This window comes from Paenibacillus tianmuensis (genome assembly GCF_900100345.1).
Lineage (GTDB): Bacteria > Bacillota > Bacilli > Paenibacillales > NBRC-103111 > Paenibacillus_G > Paenibacillus_G tianmuensis.
This window is the reverse complement of record NZ_FMTT01000009.1, coordinates 67360-93146: the sequence shown is the minus strand read 5'-3', so window position 1 is coordinate 93146 and position 25787 is coordinate 67360. Positions and strand designations below refer to the sequence as shown.

General features: G+C 54.4%; 27 protein-coding genes and 1 other RNA gene. 6 read left to right on the top strand and 22 right to left on the bottom strand.

Features of this window, described 5'->3' with window-relative positions; translation table 11 throughout:
- Positions 1-33 precede the first annotated feature (33 nt).
- The 4 genes from BLO51_RS08735 to BLO51_RS08720 form a co-directional block, all read right to left on the bottom strand.
- Positions 34-1698 carry a peptide ABC transporter substrate-binding protein gene (locus BLO51_RS08735; protein ID WP_090669891.1) on the bottom strand — a complete coding sequence of 555 codons (1665 nt, stop codon included), beginning with the start codon at positions 1696-1698 and terminating at the stop codon, positions 34-36.
- A gap of 385 nt (positions 1699-2083) precedes the next feature.
- Positions 2084-2479: a DUF3397 domain-containing protein gene (locus tag BLO51_RS08730; protein WP_090669888.1), complete on the bottom strand. Its 396-nt coding sequence runs from the start codon at positions 2477-2479 to the stop codon at positions 2084-2086.
- A 37-nt stretch (positions 2480-2516) separates the two neighbouring features.
- On the bottom strand, positions 2517-3500 hold the full coding sequence (locus BLO51_RS08725) for a ketopantoate reductase family protein (protein ID WP_090669886.1): 984 nt from the start codon (positions 3498-3500) through the stop codon (positions 2517-2519).
- Positions 3501-3637: 137 nt separating this feature from the next.
- Positions 3638-4288, bottom strand: coding sequence for an RsfA family transcriptional regulator (locus tag BLO51_RS08720; RefSeq protein WP_090669883.1), 651 nt, complete (start codon positions 4286-4288; stop codon positions 3638-3640).
- 299 nt (positions 4289-4587) lie between these two features.
- Here BLO51_RS08720 and BLO51_RS08715 point away from each other — a divergent pair, with 299 nt between their 5' ends.
- Positions 4588-4818, top strand: coding sequence for a DUF2626 domain-containing protein (locus BLO51_RS08715; RefSeq protein WP_090669880.1), 231 nt, complete (start codon positions 4588-4590; stop codon positions 4816-4818).
- Positions 4819-4877: 59 nt separating this feature from the next.
- Here the strand turns inward: BLO51_RS08715 and BLO51_RS08710 are convergent, their stop codons facing one another.
- Positions 4878-6005: a class I SAM-dependent methyltransferase gene (locus tag BLO51_RS08710; protein WP_090669877.1), complete on the bottom strand. Its 1128-nt coding sequence runs from the start codon at positions 6003-6005 to the stop codon at positions 4878-4880.
- A 91-nt stretch (positions 6006-6096) separates the two neighbouring features.
- Here BLO51_RS08710 and BLO51_RS08705 point away from each other — a divergent pair, with 91 nt between their 5' ends.
- The 3 genes from BLO51_RS08705 (at position 6097) to BLO51_RS08695 (ending at position 8819) form a co-directional block, all read left to right on the top strand.
- Complete coding sequence (locus BLO51_RS08705; RefSeq protein WP_090669875.1) at positions 6097-7041, top strand: hypothetical protein; 945 nt, start codon at positions 6097-6099, stop codon at positions 7039-7041.
- A gap of 97 nt (positions 7042-7138) precedes the next feature.
- Positions 7139-8254: a hypothetical protein gene (locus BLO51_RS08700; protein WP_090669871.1), complete on the top strand. Its 1116-nt coding sequence runs from the start codon at positions 7139-7141 to the stop codon at positions 8252-8254.
- Positions 8255-8297: 43 nt separating this feature from the next.
- A complete protein-coding gene (locus tag BLO51_RS08695; RefSeq protein WP_090669866.1) occupies positions 8298-8819 on the top strand; it encodes a hypothetical protein in 522 nt (173 codons plus the stop codon).
- A 93-nt stretch (positions 8820-8912) separates the two neighbouring features.
- Here BLO51_RS08695 and BLO51_RS08690 read toward each other — a convergent pair whose 3' ends face one another.
- The gene (locus BLO51_RS08690; protein WP_090669863.1) at positions 8913-10247 is read right to left on the bottom strand and encodes a PhoH family protein; all 1335 of its coding nucleotides are present in this window, start codon (positions 10245-10247) and stop codon (positions 8913-8915) included.
- A gap of 106 nt (positions 10248-10353) precedes the next feature.
- Here BLO51_RS08690 and BLO51_RS08685 point away from each other — a divergent pair, with 106 nt between their 5' ends.
- Complete coding sequence (locus BLO51_RS08685) at positions 10354-10881, top strand: YhcN/YlaJ family sporulation lipoprotein (protein WP_090670058.1); 528 nt, start codon at positions 10354-10356, stop codon at positions 10879-10881.
- Positions 10882-10954: 73 nt separating this feature from the next.
- On the opposite strand, the gene BLO51_RS08680 is transcribed toward BLO51_RS08685, so the two are convergent.
- The 13 genes from BLO51_RS08680 to BLO51_RS08620 all read right to left on the bottom strand — a co-directional run bounded on the left by BLO51_RS08680 (position 10955) and on the right by BLO51_RS08620 (position 21278).
- Positions 10955-11407 carry a pyridoxamine 5'-phosphate oxidase family protein gene (locus tag BLO51_RS08680; protein ID WP_090669860.1) on the bottom strand — a complete coding sequence of 151 codons (453 nt, stop codon included), beginning with the start codon at positions 11405-11407 and terminating at the stop codon, positions 10955-10957.
- A 141-nt stretch (positions 11408-11548) separates the two neighbouring features.
- Positions 11549-11824, bottom strand: a complete 276-nt coding sequence (locus BLO51_RS08675) for a hypothetical protein (RefSeq protein WP_090669857.1) — start codon at positions 11822-11824, stop codon at positions 11549-11551.
- A gap of 6 nt (positions 11825-11830) precedes the next feature.
- Positions 11831-12295, bottom strand: coding sequence for a hypothetical protein (locus BLO51_RS08670; protein ID WP_090669854.1), 465 nt, complete (start codon positions 12293-12295; stop codon positions 11831-11833).
- Between the two features lie 29 nt (positions 12296-12324).
- A complete protein-coding gene (locus tag BLO51_RS08665; protein WP_090669850.1) occupies positions 12325-12597 on the bottom strand; it encodes a YlaH-like family protein in 273 nt (90 codons plus the stop codon).
- Positions 12598-12674: 77 nt separating this feature from the next.
- The gene (gene typA, locus BLO51_RS08660; RefSeq protein ID WP_090669848.1) at positions 12675-14516 is read right to left on the bottom strand and encodes a translational GTPase TypA; all 1842 of its coding nucleotides are present in this window, start codon (positions 14514-14516) and stop codon (positions 12675-12677) included.
- A gap of 224 nt (positions 14517-14740) precedes the next feature.
- Complete coding sequence (locus tag BLO51_RS08655) at positions 14741-15409, bottom strand: TerC family protein (RefSeq protein ID WP_090669845.1); 669 nt, start codon at positions 15407-15409, stop codon at positions 14741-14743.
- A gap of 64 nt (positions 15410-15473) precedes the next feature.
- Entirely contained in the window at positions 15474-16688 is a 1215-nt protein-coding gene (thiI, locus tag BLO51_RS08650) for a tRNA uracil 4-sulfurtransferase ThiI (protein ID WP_090669841.1), read from the bottom strand.
- Between the two features lie 3 nt (positions 16689-16691).
- Positions 16692-17858, bottom strand: a complete 1167-nt coding sequence (locus BLO51_RS08645; RefSeq protein WP_090669838.1) for a cysteine desulfurase family protein — start codon at positions 17856-17858, stop codon at positions 16692-16694.
- 102 nt (positions 17859-17960) lie between these two features.
- A complete protein-coding gene (locus BLO51_RS08640; protein ID WP_090669835.1) occupies positions 17961-18686 on the bottom strand; it encodes a lytic transglycosylase domain-containing protein in 726 nt (241 codons plus the stop codon).
- Between the two features lie 121 nt (positions 18687-18807).
- On the bottom strand, positions 18808-19227 hold the full coding sequence (locus BLO51_RS08635) for an MFS transporter (RefSeq protein ID WP_090669832.1): 420 nt from the start codon (positions 19225-19227) through the stop codon (positions 18808-18810).
- Between the two features lie 59 nt (positions 19228-19286).
- Entirely contained in the window at positions 19287-19496 is a 210-nt protein-coding gene (locus tag BLO51_RS08630) for a DUF1540 domain-containing protein (RefSeq protein ID WP_090669829.1), read from the bottom strand.
- A 48-nt stretch (positions 19497-19544) separates the two neighbouring features.
- Positions 19545-20678, bottom strand: a complete 1134-nt coding sequence (locus BLO51_RS08625) for a glycoside hydrolase family 15 protein (RefSeq protein WP_217266705.1) — start codon at positions 20676-20678, stop codon at positions 19545-19547.
- Between the two features lie 99 nt (positions 20679-20777).
- On the bottom strand, positions 20778-21278 hold the full coding sequence (locus tag BLO51_RS08620) for a YpuI family protein (RefSeq protein ID WP_090669823.1): 501 nt from the start codon (positions 21276-21278) through the stop codon (positions 20778-20780).
- Between the two features lie 220 nt (positions 21279-21498).
- On the opposite strand from BLO51_RS08620, the gene BLO51_RS08615 reads away from it, so the two are divergent.
- Complete coding sequence (locus BLO51_RS08615; protein WP_090669819.1) at positions 21499-23367, top strand: S8 family peptidase; 1869 nt, start codon at positions 21499-21501, stop codon at positions 23365-23367.
- Positions 23368-23440: 73 nt separating this feature from the next.
- On the opposite strand, the gene rnpB is transcribed toward BLO51_RS08615, so the two are convergent.
- The 3 genes from rnpB to BLO51_RS08600 all read right to left on the bottom strand — a co-directional run bounded on the left by rnpB (position 23441) and on the right by BLO51_RS08600 (position 25786).
- Positions 23441-23860, bottom strand: an RNA gene (rnpB, locus tag BLO51_RS08610) — RNase P RNA component class A.
- Between the two features lie 70 nt (positions 23861-23930).
- The gene (locus tag BLO51_RS08605) at positions 23931-25046 is read right to left on the bottom strand and encodes a Nif3-like dinuclear metal center hexameric protein (protein ID WP_090669817.1); all 1116 of its coding nucleotides are present in this window, start codon (positions 25044-25046) and stop codon (positions 23931-23933) included.
- Positions 25022-25786: a tRNA (adenine(22)-N(1))-methyltransferase gene (locus BLO51_RS08600; RefSeq protein WP_090669814.1), complete on the bottom strand. Its 765-nt coding sequence runs from the start codon at positions 25784-25786 to the stop codon at positions 25022-25024. The genes BLO51_RS08605 and BLO51_RS08600 overlap by 25 nt, the downstream gene beginning before the upstream one ends.
- Position 25787 lies beyond the last annotated feature (1 nt).

The window sequence follows — 25787 nt, the reverse complement described above, 5'->3', positions numbered from 1 at the left end:
CACGACTTACTATGTTTCATCCGGAGAAACGGATTACTTAATGGAAACCCATTTCAGTTCCCACTCTTGGGACTTAGGCGGCAAAATCAGGCCTTCTACGTTCGGTTTCTTCGCGTAAGGAGTCATACGGAAGTAAACTGGGGAAATCGGAAGATCAGCCATCAGCTGCTTCTCGGCATCGACCAGCATTTTCGAACGTTTCACGAAATCAACTTCTTTGTCTGCGCCTTTGACCAGATCGTCATACGCTTTGCTGTTGTATGCAACATAGTTAAAGGATTTGTTGTCGGACAGCCACAGGTCGAGGAACGACATCGGATCGTTATAGTCGGCACCCCACAGCGCGAACAGAGCCTCGAAATTGTTTTCCTGCATATTTTTCACGCGCAGAGGGAACGGAAGCGGTTCACCTTCCACGTCGACACCGAGGTTTTGCTTCCATTGAGCTTGGACGAACTCAATCGTCTTTTTCGCGCCTTCGTTATCGTCAGCCGTCAGCTTGAACTTCGGCAAGGAAGTCATGTTCAACTCTTTCAGACCTTCAGCCAGAAGCTGCTTCGCTTTTGCCACATCGAAAGCAGGTTGGGTATCGCCCGCTACTTTACGGAATTCCTGTTTGTTGCCGTCAAGAACGACTACCGGCACCAAGCCTGTCGAAGGAGTGGAGGATCCGCCGTTGACGACGTCGTTGAAGCTTTTGCGGTCGACCGCCATGCTCAGAGCTTGACGAATTTTGGCATTGGCAAAAGCCGGGAATTTCGAGTTATGAAACATCAGGTAGCCCGTTACGAACTCTTTCTTCAGCGTCAGGTCAGGCTTGCCTTTGAAAGCATTGAACTGCTCGCCGCGAAGTATTGTCAAGTCGACTTGATTCGTATCGTACATGTTGAGCGAGGTATTGGGGTCTTTCACCACGTTGATGGTTACTTTGTTCAGTTTCACGTTTGCAGCATCCCAGTACTTGTCGTTTTTGACGAGAACGATTTGCTGCTCGTGGTCCCATTTTTCCATCTTAAACGGACCTGCGCCGATAATTTTGTCGGCATCGGCGCCGTTTTTGTCGCCTTGCGCTTTGACAAAATCCGGTTTTTGCGGGAAGAAGAGCGGGTTAGCCAATTGCTCGGTAAAGAACGAAACCGGTTTTTCCAGCGTAATTACAAGCGTTTTATCGTCTTTTGCTTTTACGCCCAGCGCAGCTTTCTTCGCTTCCACTTCTTCCGGCTTCGCTTTATTCAATGCAGCGCCGTCTTTAATCCAGGAAAGCATCGTTGCGTATTTTGCTTTTGTCGCTGGGTCCAAAGTACGTTGGAAAGCCCATACAAAATCGCTTGCTTTCAGCGGAGCGCCGTCGGCCCATGTCAAACCGTCGCGAAGCGTGATGGTATATACGAGACCGTCCGGGGAGATCTCCGGAAGCTTTGCTGCCAACCCCGGTTGCGGTTTGCCTTCGGCATCCAGACGATACAGACCTTCGTTCACCGCGGCAAGAATCGTAAAAGAAGGGTTCGTCGTTGCAATGGAGCTGTCGATCGCCGGCGGTTCTGCCGAAAGGTTGATTCTAATTTCTTGAGCCGGAGCTTTTTTATTGTCTGTGCCCCCTGCTTGCTGATTGTTGTTCGTGTTGCCTGAACAGCCGGCTACGGTCGTACCAAGCATAGCTGTAACCGATGCCAGGACAAGAAGCTTATTATACTTCATGAAAATGACTTCCTCCTTTTTAATTTATGTAATTATATGTTAATTCCTGTCGTGTTATATAACATGACACAGAATTCACACCTTACATAACACCCTTTGATGATATAGGATTCTAGCGAAAAAGTAAATACCTCGATGAATGTAACCGTTACCAAATAGAAATTATACAACCAGAGGTTAATAAAATCCAGTACTAATTTTTTGACACATATCCATTTATTTCTTCTTTGGTATCATTATAACACTTTTTATTGGCTAATCACAAAATAAAGAGCCTGTGGGTTAGGCTCTCAAAAATGGCAGCATTTTATTCACACCAAGCGCTACAACTCGGATTTGCGTTCCGTATGCAGCACTTTGTTCGCCGCTCATTTCTTCACCTCTTCTACGAGTTGATCATATATTTGCCGATGCCGATGAACAGCAGGAGAACATAGCAGGCCGTCAGCAGCACAAAACCAAGCCGTCCCAGCGTTCTGGCGATTTTGATCAGATCGATCTTTCCCTTAAGCCGGTTTTGCATATTTCCAAGCAAGCCGGCGGCTACGAGAAACAGCAGCACGATCGTCCACAGCAGCATTCCCGAATCGAACAAATTCCGGCTCATAAACGCAACGGAGCCGATAAGAAACAACGTGGTAATATCCATGCTGAGATGCGTGGCTTTGCGCTTGTCTTTCGTATAATAGTAAACGGCAATCCAAACGATGATAAAAGCTACGAACGGAACTACCGCAAGAAACGTATAAAGCTGCTGCAGCCATCCAAACAATGCAGTCAAGCGATATCACCCGATTTCAATCGATAATGTTAGGCCGTCAGGGCCGGTGCCTAGCTTCCGCCGCCTTGATCAGCCGGTATATGGTAAGATGCGTCGGAAGAGCTATTCCGCTACGATCCGCCTCCCGCAGTAATCCTCCCGTAATGGCGTCGATTTCCGTAAGACGGCCAGCCGTAATGTCCTGAAGCATGGAGGAACGGTTGTTTGCGGTTCGCCGGCATACCTCCAGCAGCTGCTCCCACAGATCCGGCTCCAGCTGGATGTCGAGCGCACGCGCCAGAGCAATGCCTTCTTCGTACAAAGCACGCATCAGCTCCCCGGCTCCCAGCAAACTCAGCAGCTCGCCATTTGGCACCCGCAGCAAGGCGGTGAGCGGATTGATGACGGCATTGATAAGAAGCTTTTGCCAAATACGGCTAGAGATGTTTTTCGACATCGATGCGCTAAATCCTGCCAATTGCAGCCAAAATACCAGATTTTTTTGCGCGATTTCCGAGACTTCGGCCCTTTCCTCTCCTGCTGCGCCTACCCAGGTCATGCCGCTCCCCGTATGGACGGCTTCCCCGGCGGCGGAGATCATCGCGCCTTCCGTCGTCACGGCCGAAAGCAGCCTTTCCGCCGGTACATGCGCTGCCAGCGTCTCCTGATGTCCGATTCCGTTCTGCAGGCAGACCATCCATGCCGAGGAGGCCATGCGCCGACCGAGTTCGAGCCCGAGCTCCCCGGTTATGGCGGACTGTTTGACGGCCAGCAGGATAAAATGCGGCCCGCTCCCATCCTTTCCCCCGAACGCTTCCTTTTCCCCCCACAGACGAACGCGGGGAAAAGCCGTAATCACTACCCTATCGCTTTTTCCCTCCGATCCGGAGACGGCATCGATCAAACGCAGTCCGGCAGCTTCGATTTCAGCTTTCCGCACGGCACGGCGGACAACGATCTCTACCTCGTGCCCCGCTTCAGATAATCTGACCGCAAACAACGTTCCGAGCGCTCCTGCGCCAATCACCGTAAACCGGCCCATCGTCTCTCTCCCCTGTGCGCTAAAAGTTTGTTCAGTCTATCATAGCAAAAAATGGCGGGACACGCACAAAAACCCCGGAACGGGTGCTCATAGCAGCCCGATTCGGGGGTTTCTCCCTTTTTATGAAACGGTTCCGGTTATTCGATCCGCTCCAGATTCCCGTTTTCATCCATTTTAAAGCGGGTTTTGCTTTCCTCTTCTTCCTCTGCGAGAAAAGCAAGCTTGCGGGCCCGGTCCATAATCTGGATCAGCGCTTTGTAATCGTCGTTCACGACGCGATAATCGGTCGAAACGTCGCTAACCTGCCGGCTGAGCTCGTCATTGAGACTGCGCAGCCGTTCAAGCTCATCCTGCTTGTCGTTCAGTTCCTTCTCAAGCTGCCTTACGTGCCGCACCATTTCCTGATAGCTTCCTTTCCACTGCCGCAGGAAGCGGATAACGGCGTCGATCGATAACTCTTCCACAATCCCGTCGCTGCGCACCGCGCCTTCCGAGACCAAAGGGCCGCCCATGCCGCTGCCCGCAACGGATGCGAACGCGCTCGCATGCTTGCGGTGCTGGTTCCTTTTTTGGCGCTGCGCTTTGGCGATCTGAATCGCCGCCTCATGTTTCTTGCGGACGAAGCTGTTCCAGCGGAAACCGCAAGCGGCCGCGGTTCTACCTATTTTTTCGCCCACTTCCTCAAAAGCGGACAGCTGCGTGCTGCCTTCGCGAATATGTCTTAACGTCACCTCCGCCAATATCAAATCGTCTTCCTCGCTCCAAGCGTCTTGTCTGATTGCCGTCATCAAGCCGTCCTCCTAACCCCTATAGGTTCATCCGCATCTATGTTCGTGATGCATAAAATGCTGCGTTACTTTATCTCTATGCCCATGGTAGAGTTCATAGAATACTTTTCTAGTAATTTGTATTGCCAATTTTCAAGGCGGCCATACATCGTTTTGGTGGATTTGGGCAACGATATGTTGCGAAGGGCTAAAAATTTGACTAAAATTCACGGATTGGGCGTTTACACGCAGAAAGGCTTTCGCTATAATGTTGGATAGTACGTAAGTATTGATCGTGACCGAAGAGAGGGGGATACAGGATGGATCGCATGTTTCGCGTTCTTGGCTTCTGGACGCTTGTAATCGGGCTCATGGCGTTGGCCGGCGATTTTATTCCGATGGCGCTCATCTTTTTCGCCCAGACGGCGATTTTCACGCTGTTAGGATACATGAAATTGTCCGAACGTACCTACATATTGATTTTTTGGGGGTACATGATTGTTTCGTTTACGGGGTTTACCTACTGGTCATTTTTCAAAATGTCCATCTAAACCTGCCAGTCCGGAAAAAAGTAAGCGAATACGGAGACAAAAAAGGCGAACCGCAAGCTTCAACGCGGTTCGCCTTTTTTTTGAATCAACACCTTAAACAGCTCGCTCATCCGGTCGCTGAGGAGCAGCTGCCGAATGGCCCGGTTGCGACGGGCCTGCGGTGAAAACGGGTCCCGGGCGTCATGATCGCTCAGCTCGTCAAGCAATCCCTGCTCCAGCAAAAATTGCTTCTGGCTTCGCAGGCCCGCAAGCTCCAGCCCCGCTTCCTTCCCAACATCGATCAACGCGCTGAAATTGACATGGGCGGTCATATCCTGCTCGCCGGGGAACTGCAGTGGCGTATCGGAAGCTTGATGCTTCCGGTAGCACAGCAGCGTTCCGTGCATCCGGTGCGGAGCATACAGCTCTTCCCTGACGTGCCCGTAGTCGATCGTAAACAGCACACTGCCGTTCCCCAAGCTGCCGGCAACCGCCCGAAGCCAGCGCAGCGCGTCCAAATTGACTTCGAACCGCTGCCTCGCTCTCAGCGGGATCGCTTCCTTGCGGATAAAGGCCTCAAGCTCGCCGCCCACTAACGGTCTTTCTACCTCCGTCAGGCAGTTTCGTTCGTCATCCCAGCCAACCCGAATTTCGCGCCATCCGGCTTCGCGGCGAATGATCCGGTACACCGGAAAGGCGTCCGGCAGCTCGTTGGACAGTACAAGCGTGTTATGCCAAGGACCCGCCGCATGCCATTCCTCGGCTGTGAGATAGCTCACAAGCCCCGTATGAGGCGCCAGCGCCTCCGATTGAAGGCTCCGGTGGACAGGGCTTCTTTCGACGCTGATGAAGCGCAGCCGCGCATACAGCGCCGGAGAGCCGCCCCGGATCGCGTCAAGCATTTGTCTCGCTAGAGCTCCGTCGCCCCCTCCCCACTCCGTCAAGCAGATCTCGCCGGTCCGCGTTTCCGCAAAGCTCCGAAGGTAGGCGGCCAGCATGTCGCCAAGCACGCTGCCGACCGAAGCGCTCGTATAAAAGTCTCCCGCCCGCCCTATTTTGCGATTCGAATTCATATAATAGCCCCAGTTCGGATGATACAAGCACAAATCCATATAGTCCCGGAACGAAATCGCCCGGTCCGGCTGCATTTCAATCTGTTCTCGAATCGCTTGCAGCAGCGGGGAATCGTTCGCCTGCTCCGTTTTCATGCGCCTACCGCCTCTCGCCAAATTACTAAAGACAAAACCTCCCCCACTCGCTATAATATAGGATGAGAAAAATAGGAGAGGAAGCAGAGCCTTGTTTAAACCACGAACCGTCTTCTGCGCGGCGCTTATTAGCTGTACCGTTTTGCTCACGTCCGCCTGCACCGATCATCAGCAGGTAAAGCAGGATTTAATGCAAGCGGTCGCCAAGCAGGAGCAAATCCAAAGCTACCGATATGCCGGGGAAGCGGACTTGAAACTGGACGCTTCTTTATTTTCGGGCTCGCAGCCAGTAACTGCCGCTTTGCTAGGCCTGGTCAAAGAAAGCAAATTTGAATACAGCGGGCTCGTCTCGCTGGCAGATCCGGTCCGAATGGAAACCTCGGTCAAACTAACGCCGAAAGGCGCGGCCTCGCCCATCGAACTGCCGTTTCTTCTTAAAGATAACAAAATGTATCTGCAGATGCCAGCCATTACGAAGGCGGACGAATATTTGATGCTGCCATTGGACAAACAAGCGGACAAGCTCAAAAACACCGGAAGACTGAGCGCTTCCCTTACCGGCAAGCTGCTGGAAGGCGTCAACCCGAATTGGCTGCAGCCTGGCAGTAAGGACGAGAAGCTTGCCGACGGCGAACCGGCGAAGCGTATTACGCTTACGGTGACGGACAAGAACAAGCAGGAAGCGGCAAAATATTTCACAACCGCACTTCCGTCCGCGCTTAACGAGCTGATGACCAGCGGACTGAGCGGCACGGGACAAACCGGGGAATGGAAAACATCGCTGGAGCGGATCAAGATGGAAGCTCCTACGACGCTAAGTATCTTGATCGACAATCAAGGTTTTATCCGTGAGCAAACCGGAAAGCTTTATTTTTCGGTCGAAGGCGGAAACGATGCAAAAAACAGCGTGGAATGGACGTACAAGGTGCAAGAGATCAATCAGACACCTGTCTTTACGAAAGAAACGCCGAAGCAGGTAAAACATGCGGAAGACATTTTACGTTTGCTCCCCAAGCCTCAAGCGGGCAAAAAGTAACGTGACGGAAGCCCTTCCATGGCACAGCGCCGTGGAATTTTTTTGTCATGTTTTTCCCATTCCTATGATAATCTTTAGTTGAAAGGACGGGAGGGACATGCGTGTGAATATACGCCAATGGGCTATCCTTGCGCTTTTCTCGGTATATGGGTGTTTATCCGCCTTGTGGCCCTATTCCGCGTATGCGGAGAGCAGACAAGCGGATAGAAGCTTGCTGCAGAAAGGCCTTACCATCTATGAGATCGATCAGGAGCTAAGCCGCATTGCCGATCAGGAAATCAAGCTCCAAACGCAGATGCAGAGCGCGGAACAGCAAATTCGCGAAGCGGAGCATTCCACAAGCGAGGCTAAAATACACGCCGCCAAAGTCGTCCGCTCTTATTATATGGGCGACCGCGATTCGCTGTGGACCCTGCTGTTTTCTGTCGGTTCGTTCTCCGATGCGGTTTCGGTGCTCGACTATCTGCAAATGATTCTGCACAACGATAAACAAGCGCTGCAGCGTCATACGGATGCATGGCAGCGGCTGACCTCGGTCAAAAAGGAGTTGGCCGAAGCCCACACCTCCCTCCAGCAGACGAAAGAGCGTTACTTGCAGCAGCGGGAACGGCTTGCCGCACTCCAGAAAGAAGTGAACGCTCAGCTGGCCGATAGCAAGGAGCAGGCAGCGCTGCTTCAGCAGCAGATGCTCGAGCTTAACAAGCTGTGGGAGGACAAGGGCATCCCGCTGTTCAAAACGTACTTCCAGGCGCTTGCGGGCGCGATGCAGCAGCTTCCCGAGCTGGTGACGTCCGGCGGCGACATGAACAAGAACGGCAATCTGGTCATGAACGGGGTAAATTATACGTTTCAGATGACGGACAGCGAGTTAAACGATTTTTTGCGCAAAAAAGACGAACGGTTCCGCAATCTGACGTTTCACTTCTATCCCGATCAAATATCGGCCTCCGGGCAGGAAGGCGGTATTGCCGTCATGATCCGGGGAAGCTACGAAATGGCCGCAATGGAAGACGGAACAAGCAAACCGTTTATCCGGTTCCGGATTTTAGAAATGCAGTTCAACGGCTTTTCCCTGCCTTCCACGACGGTGGAGGAATTCGAAAAAAGCTTTAATTTGGGGATCTACCCCCAACATATCGCCTCGTTTTTGCAGGTAACCGGCGTCCGGCTGGAGGAAGGAAAGTTAAGCATCATGCTGAAGCTGGCCTTATAGCTTTTAAGCTGAGCCGATCCGGAAGAAGAGGAGCGTGAAGACGTTGACGGAGCCCGTTCACAAATATGCGGCAGCCCTGGATCTGCCCGAAGACAAGCGGGCCGGCTATTATGCCCAGATTGTTAAAGCGTTGGCCGGAAAAACCGCCTTGTTCGACCGTGACAAGGAGTTGATGATTTTTTCGTTCCCGGAAGAGCTGGAGCGGCTCAGACCTATTTTGGAGCAGTATGCCATTCCTTCCGAGGAGCTAAACGTGCTGCTGCTTCCAACTCCAGTCACGATGTATCCGGCCTTCGGCGATTACGGCTTTGTCAGCCGCTTGGAGAACGTTTACCTATATGCGGAGCTTGTCGCCTTATTCCGGCTGCGGGCTGCTGCGGAGCTTGGACGGGCCTTCGAGCCGCAGCAGGCGGAAGCGCAGCTTGAGGAGCATTTGCTTGCAGCCTGGCCGGAGCCGGGAGGCGGCTCTGCCTTCGCCATCGAAGCCCAACTGGCCGAGCTTGCGGAAGGCATTGCCCGCGCCTACGGCGGCGCTGTGGAATGGATTTATTCGCCGGAACGGTAAAACCGGCGATCCCCTTAGCAGCTTATTCAACAAAAAACGGTGGTGCAACGATCGATTCGTATCGTTGGCATCACCGTTTTTTCATTAAGCTCCTTACAGCAAATCAGCGGCAAGCTGCGCCAGATGTGAGCGTTCCCCGCGCTCCAACATGATGTGCCCGCTGATCGTTTGCTCCTTAAAGCGCTCTACAACGTACGTAAGGCCGTTGCTTGAGGCGTCTAGATACGGATGATCGATCTGCTCGGGATCACCCAGTAGAACGATCTTACTGCCCTCGCCGACGCGGGAAACGATCGTTTTCACCTCATGTTTGGACAGGTTCTGCGCTTCGTCGATGATGATGAACTGGCCGGGAATGGACCGCCCGCGGATGTAGGTCAGCGCTTCGACTTGAATACTGCCGAGCCCTGCCAATATTTTATCGATATCGCCAGGCTTTTTCGTATCGAACAAATACTCTAAATTATCGTAAATGGGCTGCATCCACGGCCGCAGTTTTTCCTCTTTTTCTCCCGGCAAGTAACCGATGTCCTTGCCCATCGGAACGACGGGACGGGCAATCAGCAGCTTCTTATACTTCCTTTCATCCTCAACCTTCAATAAGCCCGCAGCAAGCGTCAGGAGCGTTTTCCCCGTGCCTGCTTTCCCCGTCAGCGTAACCAGCGGAATATCGTCGTTAAGCAGCAGCTCCAGAGCCATCCGCTGCTGGGCGTTCCGCGCCGCGATTCCCCAGATCGGATCGTTGCTGAGGTAAAGCGGATCCAGCTTCTTCCCGTCGGCATTCACTTTAAGCAGCGCCGACTTACTGGTGCCCATCTCGTCTTTCAGGATCACGAACTCGTGAGGATGAAGCGTATAGCCGAGCTGCAGCGAATTGATGCTTAAATAGCGGTACGTGTAAAACTCGTCGATGACCGAAGGATGCACCAGCAAGGTCAGATGCCCGGTGTAAATATCTCCGGCCACATTAACGACCCGGTCCGTCAAATAATCTTGTGCCGTAATGCCCAGCACGTCGGCTTTGATCCGGACGAGCATGTCCTTGCTGACCAGAATAACCGGCTTCGGATCGGATTTCTCCTTCTCTTCCAGCAAATAATTAAGCGCCACCGCCAAAATTCGGTTGTCATTCGTCACTTCGGCGAACACTTCCTGCAGCTTCGAGAAGCTCCGATGGTTCAGCTCCACCTTCAGGCTGCCGCCGCCGGGAAGCCCGATGCCTTCGAACAGCCGGCCGTCGCTGCGGAGCCCGTCAAGCATCCGGGAGATTTGGCGCGCATTGCGCCCCAGTTCGTCGGCGTTGCGTTTCTTGGAATCGATTTCCTCCAAGACGACGGCCGGAATAATAATATCGTTATCTTCAAAAGCGTAAATCGCGTTCGGGTCCTGCAGCAGCACATTGGTATCCAGCACATAAATTTTTTTCATCATGAGTCCCTCCCAGGTTCGGTGTTTGGTTCGGCTCAGTACATAGGAATTTTCCCGTCAGGACAAACTAGCCAAAGCCGATGACGAAAAGAAAGGACGAATGCTGATGAAAATGTTTGTCGCGACTCTCTTGATGTTGTCCGCTGTCGTGTCAGGATGTAACCAAGCACCAAAAAATGGAGCTGCCCCCCCGCAGAGCGCCGATTCGAACCGGCAAGTACAAGTAAAGCAAACGGCACCGCAGAAAAAAGAAATTCAGGACCCCCGCGCCGTGGCCAACAGGCTGGAGCAAATCGCCGTCAGCGTGCCGAATGTCGAGAGCGCCAATTGCGTCGTCTTCGGCAATACGGCCGTCGTGGGAATCAACGTCCCGGCTGCAATGGATCGCGCGAAAGTCGGAACGATCAAGCTGTCTGTCGCGGAGGCGCTCAAAAAAGATCCGTACGGAGTGGATGCGCTTGTAACCGCGGATATGGATTTAAACCAGCGCTTGTGGAACATCAGGCAGCAAGCGATGAATGGCAGACCGATCAATGGCTTCGCTGAGGAAATGGCGGCCATTATCGGCCGAATCGTTCCGCAGATGCCGCGTGACGTGAATCCGCTGCAATCGCAGCCGCCTGCTCAAAGGTAATCGTCCGCAAGTCCAGGCAGCTATCCGTAACGGTCTTTTGAGGTGGAAAAAAAGCCTAGGACAGCAAACGGTCTTAGGCTTTTTGCATCGCGTCGAACACTTGCGTGTCCAGCTTCTCAGCGGCACGCTTGTCGTACGTTTTTTCATATTCAGGCGCAACGGAAATACGTGCTCCGTAGAACATCGCATCGCGCACCGAAGCAATGTCAATATCATAGCAAGCCAGCTTGAACGGAACCTCGTCAAGAGCTTCGGCAACCTGACGCGCGCTTCCGTAAATCACGAAGACGGAGCCGGCGCCGATAACCGTCAAATTCACATGCGCATGCTGCTTGATGTTCGTCAAAATGCGCGAACGCTGGTCGACGGCAAAACGAACCGTCGTCCGGTCTTTAGCGAATAGCCACGAAATGGCGCTTGTCGCAGGCGAACCGGTTTCATGATCGATCGTGCTCAAGAGAGCGAACGAATCCTTTTGGAGTAGATCGAAGAGCTGTTCCGACAAGGCTGTGATCGTTTCGGTCATAGGTTCCCCTCCTGTAAAGGTTTGTCTCCGAATCTAAGACCATTATAGCATACGGGTTAGGTACCAGCTACCAGCAGTTATCACGGACACTCCCTTCGGACAATGATATTTTTATTGTATCTCGCCGTCCGGGGTTATATGTCAATCATTGTATTTCGGATTCGAGTTAATATCCGTTAAAAGCTGCTCGGCGAGCTCGCTGTCGAACCTTTTCGTATGGCGGACGCCCCCGGCCTCTTCGTACTCCACCGTATAGGTCTCTTCGTCGGCCGTACGGACGAACCGTTCGAGATGATGGTCCTCCCGCAGGATCGTTTCAAAAAAATCTCTCGTTTCCGATGCTGCCTGGTCGTCCGGCCGAGCCTCCGCCACAATACTGATCTGCAGCCAATTGAACACCGCATCCTGTAAATTCACGAGCTCTCAGTCCTCTCTCAGCAAAATCACTTGACGGCCGCTGGCCGTCCATGTCCGCATAGCATTCAGCCATCGCTCCGCCTCCGGTTCGGCTTCGACTTGCCGGAGCAGCCCAGCCGCTTCCCGTGCCGTCAGCATCCGGTTCAAATACGCTTCAGCACAATGGGACAGACGCCAAGTCGGCAGCGCATCCGTAACAGCCATGGTCTCCGAAGGCTCAGCTGCGGCGGACAATCGAATATCGCCGGATTGCGCGAGTGCAAACGGGAGTTCCTCCGTACCGCAAACCTCGCCCGACTCGTCCTCCGGCAGCAAATGCGCTTTGAACATCATCAGCAGCCGCGGGTGAATTCGTCCCATCGCTTCCAGAAAACGCATCCTGAGGTCCGCAGGCTCAAGCCGAAGCCTTTCTCCGCCAAGCAGAGCCGTTTCCCCGTCCCACGATAAGGGGACTAGCCAGAAGTCCGACATCAGCCAAGCACCTCCATCGGGCCAAGCCCTTACGATTTGCGGTTTTCCCGGTCCTGAACGTAATAGCGAATCCGCACCATCAGCATCAAAACGACCGCGATGGTCAGGCTGAGCACAATCGGCAGCCCCGCCAGTTGAAAGAATAGAAGCATCCCCGATCCGAGAGCCAGCATCAGGTAAATGATAGCGTCTTTCAGAATCGGCAGTTTCCGCGTCTTGAACACTTTATTGTACACGTAAGTAATCAGCACGAAGATGATGATCCATGTCACAAACGGATGCGCCCTCAGCCATTCGAGCATCGGAATCCTCCTTATGTAGACTTGCAAAGAAAGCTCCGATTGCTCAGAGCTTCCCGCGTCTTGTTTATTGAGTTGAATTAAGCGTTGGCTTCCGCCATTTTACGCTGCTTTTCGAAGCGTTCACGCTCGCCTTTGTTCAATATTTTTTTACGGAGGCGAATCGATTTCGGCGTAATTTCGCAGTATTCGTCGTCGTTCAAATATTCTAGCGCCTGCTCCAGCGAATAGAGCCGCGGCGTTTTCATTTTGACCGTATCTTCCTTCGTCGCCGAACGGACGTTCGTCAGTTGCTTTTCCTTGCAAATGTTGACGATGATGTCGTTATCGCGAGTATGCTCGCCGACGATCATGCCTTCGTAAACTTCCGTGCCCGGCTCGACGAACAAGGTGCCGCGGTCTTCGACCGACAGCATGCCGTAGAACGTGGAAGTGCCCGATTCGCTGGAGATCAGCACCCCTTCGTGACGCCCGCCGACGCCGCTGCCCGCATATGGACCGTAGCTGTCGAAGGCATGGTTCATGACCCCGTAGCCGCGAGTCAGCGTCAGGAAGTAGGTTCGGTACCCGATCAAGCCGCGGGCCGGAATGAGAAACTCCAAGCGAACGCTGCCGGAACCGTTGTTGATCATGTTGACCATTTCGGCTTTACGCGTGCCGAGGCTCTCCATAACGGAGCCCATGCTGTCTTCCGGCACATCGATAATCAGTCGCTCGATCGGCTCCATTTTTTGGCCGTCGATCACGCGGATGATGACTTCCGGCTTCGATACTTGCAGCTCGAACCCTTCGCGGCGCATATTTTCGATCAAAATGCCGAGATGCAGCTCGCCGCGGCCCGATACGATAAACGCGTCGGGGCTGTCCGTTTCGTCGACGCGAAGGCTGACGTCGGTTTCCAGCTCTTTGAACAGACGCTCGCGCAGCTTGCGGCTCGTTATCCATTTTCCTTCGCGGCCTGCAAACGGGCTGTTGTTGACGAGGAATGTCATCTGCAGCGTCGGCTCGTCGATCTTCAACACCGGCAGCGCTTCAGGATTCGCCGGATCGGCCAGCGTTTCCCCGATGTTGATGTCCTTGATCCCGGAGATCGCGATGATATCGCCCGCGCCTGCCTCTTCGATCTCGATGCGCTTCAAGCCTTGGAAGCCGAAAAGCTTCTCGACGCGCGCCTGCTTCACTTGCCCTTCGCGGTTGATGACCGCAATCGGCTGACCTTGACGCACCATTCCGCGGTTTACGCGGCCGATGGCGATCCGGCCCAAATATTCGTTATAATCCATCAGCGTAACCAGGAACTGCAGAGGCTCGTCGACCTTCTCGGTCGGCGCCGGGATATGGTTGACGATCGTATCGTAGAGCGCCTGCATGTTTTCACCCAGCTTTTCCGGGTCCAGGCTGGACATTCCCATAAGACCCGACCCGTAAACGACCGGGAAGTCAAGCTGATTGTCGTCTGCTCCCAGCTCGATGAACAGATCGAGCACTTCATCGACCACTTCCGCCGGTCTGGCGTTCGGACGGTCGATTTTATTGACGACGACGATCGGCGTCAGATGCTGTTCCAGCGCTTTGCGCAGCACGAACTTCGTCTGCGGCATCGTTCCTTCGAAGGCGTCGACGACAAGCAGTACGCCGTCGACCATTTTCATAATCCGTTCCACTTCGCCGCCGAAGTCGGCGTGGCCCGGAGTATCGACGATATTGATCAAGTAGTCTTTGTATTGGATGGCCGTATTTTTCGCCAAAATGGTGATGCCGCGTTCCCGTTCGATATCGTTCGAGTCCATGGCGCGTTCCTGTACTGCCTCGTTCTCCCGGAACGTTCCCGATTGCTGAAGTAGCTTATCCACCAGCGTTGTTTTGCCGTGGTCGACGTGGGCGATGATGGCGATATTACGAATTTTGTCTCTCGAATGCATGCAGTCTCAAAATCCTCTCTTTGAATTTGGCTCAATGTCGTGCTCCTTGTTGCCGGAGCGCAGCCCGTTCACAAAAGTAGCGTCGGACGTAAGCGCCGACGCTACAATTCACACTTTATTATACGTGCAGATGCCGCAAAACGCAAGATAGCTTGCGGGATTAACCGATAATTTACAATACCTTTTCCTGATGAAAAGCGGCGTTCCGATAGTCTGCCAGCTGTCTAGGTATGCCGCTGACGCGGCCGGAACACCCATTTCTTGAGCACGCCGGATGCAAGTACGATCAAGGTCGTGACGATCGGCAGCACATAATGCGAAATATCCCCGAGTAGTCGTGTTGCCAGCTTCTCGTCGGCGATAAACATTTCCCCCGCGGTATAGCCAAGAATGCCCGCTCCCAAATAAACGAAAATGGGGTACCGCTTCAGCAAATTGACAACCAGAGTGCTTCCCCAGACGATAATCGGAATGCTAAGCCCGATCCCGAGAATGATCACGCCGACCTCTCCCTTCGCTTTGGCCGCGATGGCCAATACGTTGTCGAGGCTCATGACGAAATCGGCCAAAATAATCGTGCTGACCGCTTTGCCGAGGGTAGCCGCCTGCTTCACATTGGAATGATCCTCCTCATCGATCAGCAGCTTGATGGCAATCCACAACAGCAGCACCGAGCCGAGCGCTTGAATGAACGGCACCTTCAAGATATAGACGGCAATGACGGTGAGCACGACCCGCAGGGCGATCGCCCCGAAGGCCCCCCACCAAATCGCCTGCTTTCGCTGATGCAAAGGCAGATTTTTACTCGCCAAAGCAATGACGACGGCATTGTCGCCGCTCAGCACGATATTGATCAGCATAATTTGGAGAAACAAAATGAACCAATCCAGCATTGTCGTTACCCTCCATCTCATTCAATTCGATCTGGAGTCCGGCGAACGATGGCATAGGATGAGCTTAGAAAAAAGAGGAGAATCGATCTTCTTGTTCCGTCCGACGGTCCGTATCTATCCATAGGGTTTCCGTATTACGCACCGCTTCATCCATTTCTTCCTGTAGCCAGGGCATCCCCGCTTCGATGCTTTCGACGACCTTCAAGTTCGGGTTGGTGCTTGGACTTGGCGGCAAAAACAACGTGCAGCAATCTTCATACGGCAAAATGGATACTTCGTACGAATCGATCGCCTCGGCGAGGCGGATAATTTCCTGCTTTTCCATACAAACGAGCGGACGGATCAGCGGAAGGTGCACCGCCCGGCCGATGGCATTCATGCTCGCCAGCGTTTGGCTGGCCACTTGTCCCAGGCTCTCCCCGGTCACGATCGCACCCGCCCCTTTCGCCTCGGCCAGCTTCTCTGCGATTCGCATCATGGCTCTGCGCAGCAGCGTGATCAGCAAATTTTCCCGGTACGCTTCGTGAATCTTGGTCTGCACGCCGGTGAACGGCACCATGTGCAGCTTGATCGGCCCGGCATAGACGGCCAGCTTCCGGACCAGTTCCTTCACTTTCTCTTGCGATCTTTCGCTGGTATAAGGATAGCTGTGAAAATGGACGGCTTCCACTGCCAGCCCTTGGCGCATGGCCAAATACCCCGCTACCGGACTGTCGATGCCCCCGGACAGCATAAGCACCGCTTTACCGTTCGAGCCGAGCGGGAACCCGCCGGCGCCCGGGTCCACTTGGCTGTATACGAGCGCCTGCCGTTCGCGAAGCTCGACTTTCAGCTCCGCTTCCGGCCGACGCACGTCCACTTTCAGGTCGGGCATCGCCCTTAAGACATAGCCTCCGACCAGCCGGTTCATCTCTTGCGAATCGTGCGGAAAGCTTTTGTTCACACGGCGCACGCTGACCTTGAACGTCCGCGGCTGCGGGTCCATGGCCCGCATCGCCAAGAGCGCCGTTTCCTGCACGCGCACCAACTCCAATTCAGTCGTAAGCACGGGACTGAACGATGCAACGCCGAATACCGTCTTGAGCGGCTCACGTACCGTTTCGTAAGGCGTGCCATTCAAATGCAACGTGATTCGCCCGAATTCTTTTTCATACTTGATGGCTCCCCAAGGACGCAATACCCGTTTCAGCTGCTGCAAAACCGCTTGCTCGAACCGATGGCGGTTGCGTCCTTTAAGCGTCAATTCCCCCAAACGGAGGACGACCTGTTGCGGTGTCATAAGTTACCTCCGTTCGTTCTTGCCGGTCATGGCCGGTTTTAACTCTTCTACAAGCTGTTTAAGCACACGACAAAAGCGGTCCGCATCGTCCTCGGTCTGCTGAAGCGAGTAGCTGAGCCGGATGCCGCTGACCGCGACCGCCGGGTCCGCACCCATGGCCGACAGCACGCGGCTGGGCTTCTCCGCACCCGAAGAGCAGGCCGAACGGGTCGACACATAGATACTATGCTGCTCCAAAGCATGCACGAGCACCTCGGAGTTCATACCGGGAAACGAAAAATGGACAATATGCGGCGCCATATCTTCCGGCCGCTTCGAGCCGTTCAATACAAGCTCCGGAATTTGGCGGATTCCCTCGGTCAAACGGGCACGCAGTCTGGCCGTATGCGCCGCAAATGCCGGCTGCTCCTGAACGGCCATCCGTACCGCCTTGGCCATCCCTACCACAGCCGGGACATTCTCCGTCCCCGAACGCAGCCCTTCCTCCTGCCCGCCTCCGAACAGCAGCGGCTGCAATTCGACCCCGCGCCCGCAGTATAAGAACCCGATGCCTTTCGGACCGCGAAGCTTATGGGCGGCACAGGACATCAGATCGATTCCATGCCGCTTCGGGTCGACCGGGAGCTTCCCGATAGCTTGTACGGCATCGACGTGAAACAAGGTCTTGGGGCGGCTGCGCAGCAGGGTGCCGATCGCTTCAATCGGTTGAATCCTGCCCATTTCATTGTTTACATGCATCACGCTGACCAAAATCGTTTCGTTGGTCAATGCTTGCTCAAGGTCTGTCAGTTTAATTTGACCTGTAGCATCCACCGGCAAATAGGTCACTTGAAAGCCCTCTTCTTCCAGTTTACGAAAGGTTTCGTAAACTGATGCATGCTCAATGGACGAAGTGATCAAATGATTCCCCCGGGACCGGTATCGGTAGGCCGCTCCGCGGATGGCCAGGTTGTTGCTCTCCGTTCCTCCGGACGTAAACCGGATCTCATTCGGGTCGCAGCGAAGCGCGTTCGCAATCGTTTCCCGCGAACGTCCTACAAGCTGCTCAGCTTCCAAACCTAGCTTATGCAAGGACGACGGATTCCCGAAGTGCGATTTCATCACTTCGGTCATGACGCCGATGACTTCGTCATACATAGGTGAGGTCGCCGCGTAATCCATATACAGCATTTGGTCATTCCCCTTTTTCGTAGTCTCTGCTTAGTCCGGGAAGAAAATAAGACCAATGGTCGGCCCCCGCAAACGGAGTGCCTACGATTGGTCTCGCTCATTTCATGCCTCGTAGTGCTCTTTCAACGCCAATACTTTGCGTACGTACTGCTGGGTTTCGGAAGGCAGCAGATGCAGCTTTTCGGCTAATTCCTGATCGTTTCGAATGCCGAGCCGATCCAGCCTTGTAGGCCCTGCATTGTAAGCGGCGAGCGCGGTGCCCAGACTGCCGCCGTATTTGGAGAGCAGGTTGGATAAATAACGGGTTCCGCCGTGAATGTTTTGCGCCGGGTCGAACGGATTGTCCACTCCCAGCCCTTGACCGGTTGCGTCCATCAATTGCATCAAGCCCTTGGCTCCCGCACCGGAAACGGCGTTGGCATTAAACGACGACTCTGCATCGATGACCGCTTTCACTACGCTGGGCTCGACGCCGAACCGGCGGCTGGCTTCTTGAATCAGCGGTTCGTAGGCCGACGGCTTCGCAGCCGGAGCGAACTTCCTCGTGAGCGCGCCTTCAGAAGCGGCGGATAACCCGCTTATCATAGCCGGGCCCCAAGCTTGTCCGGGGACGAGCCCGGCCCCTGCGGACATGCCGGCCGCACTCTGGGGCGAAGACGAATCCATGCCAGCCAACAGCCCGTTCAATATGGACGCAAATTCCGTATTATCGCTTTGCGCGGTAACGGAATTTCTGCCGGAGGTCAGCAAGCTTAATTGGTTCATCACCTGAAGCTGCAGCAGCTCTTTAATCGTATAGGGATCGATAGCTTTTGTCGATAAGTTCATCGGTTGCGGAAGTCTCCTTGTACCGGGATTCTTTTCCCATTGTACACTTTTTTGGGCGACTCAGCCACTATAAAATTCTAAAGAAAAACGGCAGACCGGTTGCCGGTCTGCCGTCTCCGTCTCAAGCGTACAGAGGAACCAAAATGAAATAACCGCCCAGCGCGATCAAACCGATAATGATCGACCATGTGCCCAGCGAACGCTCGCCCAGCATATAAGCAAACAGCCCTAACAGGGCTGACGTCGAGCCGAGCAGCGCCGGATAAAGAAACCACGCCAGAATAGACAGCACGAGCGCCGTGTATCCGAGCCAGCGGTAAGACGTGTCCGCCTTTTCCTCTGTACCGTTTTCCGTTACGGCCACAGGCTGCGTTATGCGGGATCTCTCCTGCCGTGAACCGCCGCCGGGATAAGTGATCTCCGCAGCGAATTCGTCGTGCGTTTTGCGACCGGGTTCCCTTCTCAGCTGCTCGTGCTTGAACTTCCGCAGCGACCTGTCATCCCGAACCGAACTGGGATGTCTTCCGAGCTTCCGTTTCATTCGGTCCCCTTCCCTTCCTGAGAGAAATGAACGCTTGACACTTCCGGAAAAAACGGTGCTTATTTCGATTTTCTCGGCTCGAAGGTGTGACAACAGGTGTTCTGCGAGCCCGCAGCCCGGTCTTGATGATCTTCGAACTCGGCTCCGAACTCGGCGTCATATTTCACGTCTGCATGTTTGTCGATCTCGATCATAATCGCGTTGGCGTTGCAATTGTTTCCCTGCGCCCAATATTCGCAGTTGGCGACGCTGCATTTGACATCTGGCATCGTAATCACCCCTTTCTCAGCTTTCCCGCATCGAAAAGGGGATATACTCTAGGCCCGGGCCCGCAGCTTGTAATATAGCACCATAAACATCGCATGCGACCACAGCAGCGGCGTTGCCGGAGGCCCCCAGCGGCGGACCCAATCGTCATAGGTTTCCTCGCTGCCATGCGGACGCCTCACCTGCTCCGGTAACCGGCCCAATTCGTCCGCCTGCGCTGCGATCCACTCCAGCGAGCGTACGGCTTCCTCCCGGTTACCTATCTTCAGTTGGACCCATCCGGACCAAGCCGCCAGCAGCAGCCACTCTCCCCCGTCGTAGTAGGTATCGCTTGCGTAACGGCGGACGCCTCCGGTCTCTGAACGCAGCTCATTCTCGATCGCTTCGATCGTTTTCCGCATAACCGGATGCTGCGGATCGAATACGCGGAACGGCTCCGCCAGCCACAGCAGACTCGCGTCTACTCCGGCATCGCCCGTTACGTAAGCTGCGGAATCCCCTTGGGGGACAGGCGTTATGTTTTTGACAAAATGACCGTTTTCTTCCGCATGTACGCCATGCTGCAGCAGGAACTCTTTTATTTCCGAGCATACGTGATGCAGCTCCGCATTGCCGTCCAGCCGGGCAACTCCTTCCAGCCCGCCATAAATGCAGGCCAGCGTCGAAGGGTGCACACGCTCGCCGTACTCCTCCCAGCAATCGAAGTTTGGATACCGCCAAAACGCGCGCAAATAATCGACCGCAGCATCAACGCTGTTCCGGTACGTATCCGGAATCCGGTCCGATCCGACCGCGCGAAGGTGTTCCGTCACCCCCCACAGCCACGCTCCGTAGCCGTCCAACTGGAAATGCCCCCATTCCGAGCTTGTATCGTCCCGGCCGTCCAGATGATAACGGGTATGTAAAAATTCGTGAAGCGACACGTGCTCCCCTCGGGCTTGCTTATCCGTCAAATAGCGGATATGACCTTGCTTGGAAGCGATAATCCGGTTGGCCCAGTCATAAAATAAAGCCGCGCTGTCGTGCTCTCCCGCCGTATCCATGGCGTATGCGACGAAGCTGCCGTCCCTTAACCAACCGTAGGCATAGTGCGCAAAAAGCGGACAGGCCACATATCCCCCTTCCGGGTGCTGGTTTAACCGAATCATCCGTATGGACGCTTGCACCAGCTCTTCCTCATTCATCTTTGGCCGCATCAGAGAACCTCTTCCTTTCATTTAATTAAACAAAAAGAGATGCCCGAATCGAAGCATCTCTTCACAATATGTCTCGGATCGGACGAATTATACTTTCTCGCCCTGCATCCGTTTTTGCGTAATATAGTCGGTTTCGTAATAAGCCAAATCTTCGCGCAGCGTCTCAAACATTTTGGACAGCTCAATCGTCAAATCGCGCACGTCGCGTACAGGCTTTTTACGGAAGCGGATGGCATCCTGACCGGTATAAGCATAACGGCCGTCTTCGGAATAGCATTCATTTTTCGGATAAAAGAAGCTGTTCACACAGCTATGGTAAACGTCGTAAAGCACTTTTTCGGCATAATCGACGTTAAAATTCGGACGGCGCAGCGCCACGCCGAGCTTCTCGTACGCCACCTCGCAGAACACTAACAAATGTCTCGTATCGGTCAAATAACCTTTATAAAATTCTTCCATCGCTTCGTCATTATCGGTATTCAGCTGCTGCAAAGAATGTCCGTTCAGGAATTGTTCCATTTTGGCGATTGCCTCGCTCAGCTTGGTCCTTGTCGTTTCACAAAGTGTTTTCACATGAAATACTGCCATCGCTTAAAAGACCTCCTCAACTTAAAAAAACAGAACGTATGGGCAAAACGACCTTCTCGATACCATCGTACCATAAAACGTATGTAAAAGTAATATGAAAAACATCCAGAAGTCCTTTGTTTCGGACTGCTCCTTTTTGGATAACTTTGCTGCTTTTTAAACTGTCCGCGAAGGGGATTCTATTGACGTACACACTGTTCCGATCAGGAGGCAACGGCCCATGTGGAAATACGCTTTATCGATCGCTCTTGTTATTGCCGGGGTAGCGCTTTTCTTCCCGCGCGGCGATCAGGCCCCCAAACCCGAGACGGTTACGCCTGCCGCCGAGCTGAAAATGAAGCAAACGATGCTGAATCAGGATGTGGCCCGCACGGACGAACTGTGCCGCAATCAGTGCAGCCTGGAATTGCACCGTGTCGTTCAGGACATGCATACGCAAGCGGACGGCAAAGCGCAGGAAACGCTTCAAGCGACCCAAGCCGAGCATCCGCATATGGAGCGTCTGGTTCGTACCAAACGGGACCAAACCTTGGACCAAGGCATCGCAGCAGGCACACTGAACGAGGCGGCGGCAAAAGCTTCGCACCCTTACATGGAAGAAGCGAAGCGGCAGGTTAACGATGGAAAGACGTATCAATCTCCGCCGTTTCAAGCGGACGGCAGCACGTATTTCGTTCTTGGCGTTCCTGCAGCGGATGGCGCATCCGGGATTGTCGGCGCTGTGCGCCAACAAATTCTCGCTCAGGTGGCCGATCACCAGAAGAAAAATTTAAGAATGGAGCCGTACCCGGCGGAAGGCCGCTACAAGATTGAATCGGTCGATTCGAAATCGCTTCAGAACGTGCAGGTTCGTCATCCTGAAGACAACCAGGGAACGAGCCATTATCACACGAATCAAGTCGTCGTCAAATTCAAGCAGCAGCCTTCCGAGAACGACCTTGCCCGTATCCGGCAAGAAATTGGCGGAGGCCATGTCAACACGCTTGGCTATACTTACGTCTTCGAATCGCCAGGCATGGAAGCAAAGCAGCTCATGGGGTATTTCGGGAAATGGGACATCGATTACGCCGAGCCGCATTTTCTTTACTTGACGAACGAAATTGCACCCGTTCAGCCCCCGAATTCGGCAGCGGTAATTACGCCGAACGATTCGCTATATCGGCGGTACCAATGGAATTTACCGCAGATCGAAACGGAGGCCGGCTGGAACGTCTCCAAAGGATCGACGGATGTCATCGTCGGAATCGTTGATACCGGGGTCGATGTGAACCATGCAGATTTGAAAGGCCATCTGATGGCCGGCTACAATGCGATCCAGCCCGGGGCCAGACCGGTCGACGACGTCGGACACGGCACACATGTGGCCGGAGTCATCGGGGCCATCGTGAACAACAACTTGGGCGTCGCCGGCATGAGCTGGTATAACCGCGTCTTGCCGGTCAAAGTGCTTGATTCCAGCGGCGCAGGCAGCACTTATGCTGTTGCGCAGGGCATTATTTGGGCAACTGATCACGGGGCCAGGGTCATCAACATGAGCCTCGGCAACTATGCCGACGCCCAGTTCCTGCACGACGCCATCAAGTATGCCTACGACCGCGACGTCGTCCTGATTGCCGCAAGCGGCAACGATAACACGGAACGTCCGGGTTATCCGGCGGCTTATCCGGAAGTGCTCGGCGTGGCCGCGGTGGATGCCAAAAAGCAGAAGGCGGCATTCTCCAACTACGGCGGCTATGTCGGCGTAGCCGCACCGGGCGTCAACATCGCCAGCACGTATCCGAACAACCAGTATGCGGCACTGTCCGGAACTTCGATGGCCAGCCCGCACGTTACCGCGCTGGCGGCGCTAATCCGTTCGGTCAATCCGAAGCTGAAAAATACGGAAGTGGTCCGGATTATCAAAGAAACGGCGATGGATCTGGGGCCACCCGGGAAAGACAAATATTTCGGTCACGGCCTGATCGACGTGGTCGCTGCGCTCAAGGCAGCGGAACCGAAAACTTCCGGCCAAGCCGCCGGCGCCCCAACCGAGACGGTACCGCAGCCGGGATGGCCGGACTGGATGCAGCGCTGGTTTAGACGGGAATAAATAATGGATGAAAAAGCAAAAAACCGCCTCCTGAGGCGGTTTTTTGCATGAAGCTCTATTGCGTAAGCGGCTGAAAGAAAGTTTGCCGTAAGCCGGGTTCTGTGCTTCCGGTGGTCGTAGCGGGTGCCACCCTGCCACCATTGAAGCGACAATCATCTATCTAGGCCGTCCATTGCTGAACGGCTCAAGCGACCAACCCGAACGCGTCTCGGGCAAAGACTGTCCCTTGCGGGACGTGCGTTCCTCTAGGTCTTGCTCCAAATGGGGTTTACCAGGAACGATGTCACCATAGCTCCTCGTGGTCTCTTACACCACGGTTCCACCCTTACCTGTGCCGGCGGCGATCGAAGATCGCATGCACGGCCATCGGCGGTCCGTTTCTGTGGCACTAGCCTTCAGCTCGCGCTGACTGGACGTTATCCAGCATCCTGCCCTATGGAGCCCGGACTTTCCTCTCGTGGCAAATGCCACCAGCGATTGTCTGTCAAACTTTCTTTTGCAATAGATGCATCTGCTAGTATACAAGGAATCGGATCAAAACTCAACTGCCGGATTCCGGCAAATTACACGAATCGGAACGGTTCCGTATCGATTTGCGAAGCAGTGACCGCCGTAGCCCACTTTCGCTCCTCCAGCTTCCGCCGCAAGTGGTCGGCGACGCCTCGCTTCATAATTTTCTCCACATTATGTCCCGGATCGACCAGCGCGATACCGGCAGCCAAGGCGTCATGCGCCGTATGATAATCGATATCGCCGGTGATCAGCACGTCCGCTCCGGCGAATTGCGCATGCTTCACGTAGCGGCTGCCCGATCCCCCGAGCACGGCCGCTTTACGCACGGTCCGCGTGAGATCGCCGACGACGCGTAGCATCGGCACGTCGAACGCCTGCTTGACCTGCTCGCACAGCTCCTGCAGCGTTACCGGCTGCGGAAGCTTTCCGGCGCGGCCGAGCCCGAACGTGCGCGTCTTCAAATCGAGCGAATACAGATCGTAAGCGACTTCCTCATACGGATGCGCCTTCAGCATCGCCTGCACGACTCTGCGTTCCACGCTCTGGGGGACGATCGTCTCGACGCGTATTTCCTGCGCCGTCTCCAGCTTCCCGGGCTGGCCGATAAACGGGTTCGTACCTTCTTCCGGCTTGAACGTTCCGACGCCTTCGATATTGAAGCTGCAATGACTGTAGCGGCCGATGCCGCCCGCTCCCGCTTCGAACATAGCCTGGCGTACCGCCTCGGCGTGCGTCGTCGGCACGAAGACGACGAGTTTTTTCAGCTTATCGGTATGTACTTCGTCAAGCGGCTGCGTATCGGTCAGGCCGATCGCTTCCGCCATCATATCGTTGATTCCCCCGTCGGCCACATCCAGATTCGTATGGGCGATATAGACGGCGATGTCGTGCTTGATCAGCCGTTCGTAAAGCCGGCCTGCTGGCGTATCCGTCTGAATGTGCGGCAGCGGACGGAAAATGACAGCATGATGCGCAATAATCAAATCGGCTTGCTCGCGAATCGCCTCGTCGACTACTTCTTCCGTCACGTCAAGCGCGACAAGCACCTTGCGGATTTCCTTTTGCAGCGTGCCGATTTGCAGCCCGATTTTATCGTTCTCCACGGCGTACGATTTGGGCGCGAGTTCTTCCATCAACTGAATTACGGCTTGGCCTTTGGCGTACATGCGGCTAATACCTCCTCGATTCGTTTCATCTCGGCGCGAAATTCCGCTTCCTTGCCGCGAGACGCTTCCGTTTCAGACCCGGCCAGATTATCGCATATTTTACGGAGCTTATCCAATTCATAAGTCCATTTCTTCGTCCAGACGGCGGAAGCCTCCCGCACCAAATACGGCCCCATGCTCAGAAGAACCGCACGATCTGCGGTCATTCCGTTTGCCAGGATCAGCGGTTCATACAGCGATTCCGGATCTGCCCCTGAATCCGAGGCGGGAACGGCGGTCAAAATTTCATAGATTTTTCCGTCCTCCTCCAAGATGTACTCTCCGGTCAACAACCAACCGTTCCCGAGCAGCCATTCCCGGACAGCCGCTTCGCCGACATTCGGCTGAAGCACCAAGCGGCGCACGCCTTCCAGCTTCGCCTTTCCCGCTTCCAGAATCGAAGCGATCAGCACTCCGCCCATCCCCGCAATCGTGATGACATCCGCCTCGCCCGGAGCGATGACGGCCAGACCGTCGCCCAGCCGGATGTCGATAATGTTCTCCAGCCCCGATGCGCGTACCTGCCTCACGGCTGCGTCATACGGACCGGGATTCACCTCGGCCGCAATCCCCCTTACGATCGTGCCTTGCTTTGCCAAATAAGCGGGGAGCAGCGCATGGTCCGAGCCGATATCAGCCAGACGGCTGCCCGCGGGAACCTCCTGTGCAATTCTACCCAATCGTTTTGATAATCGTATCATC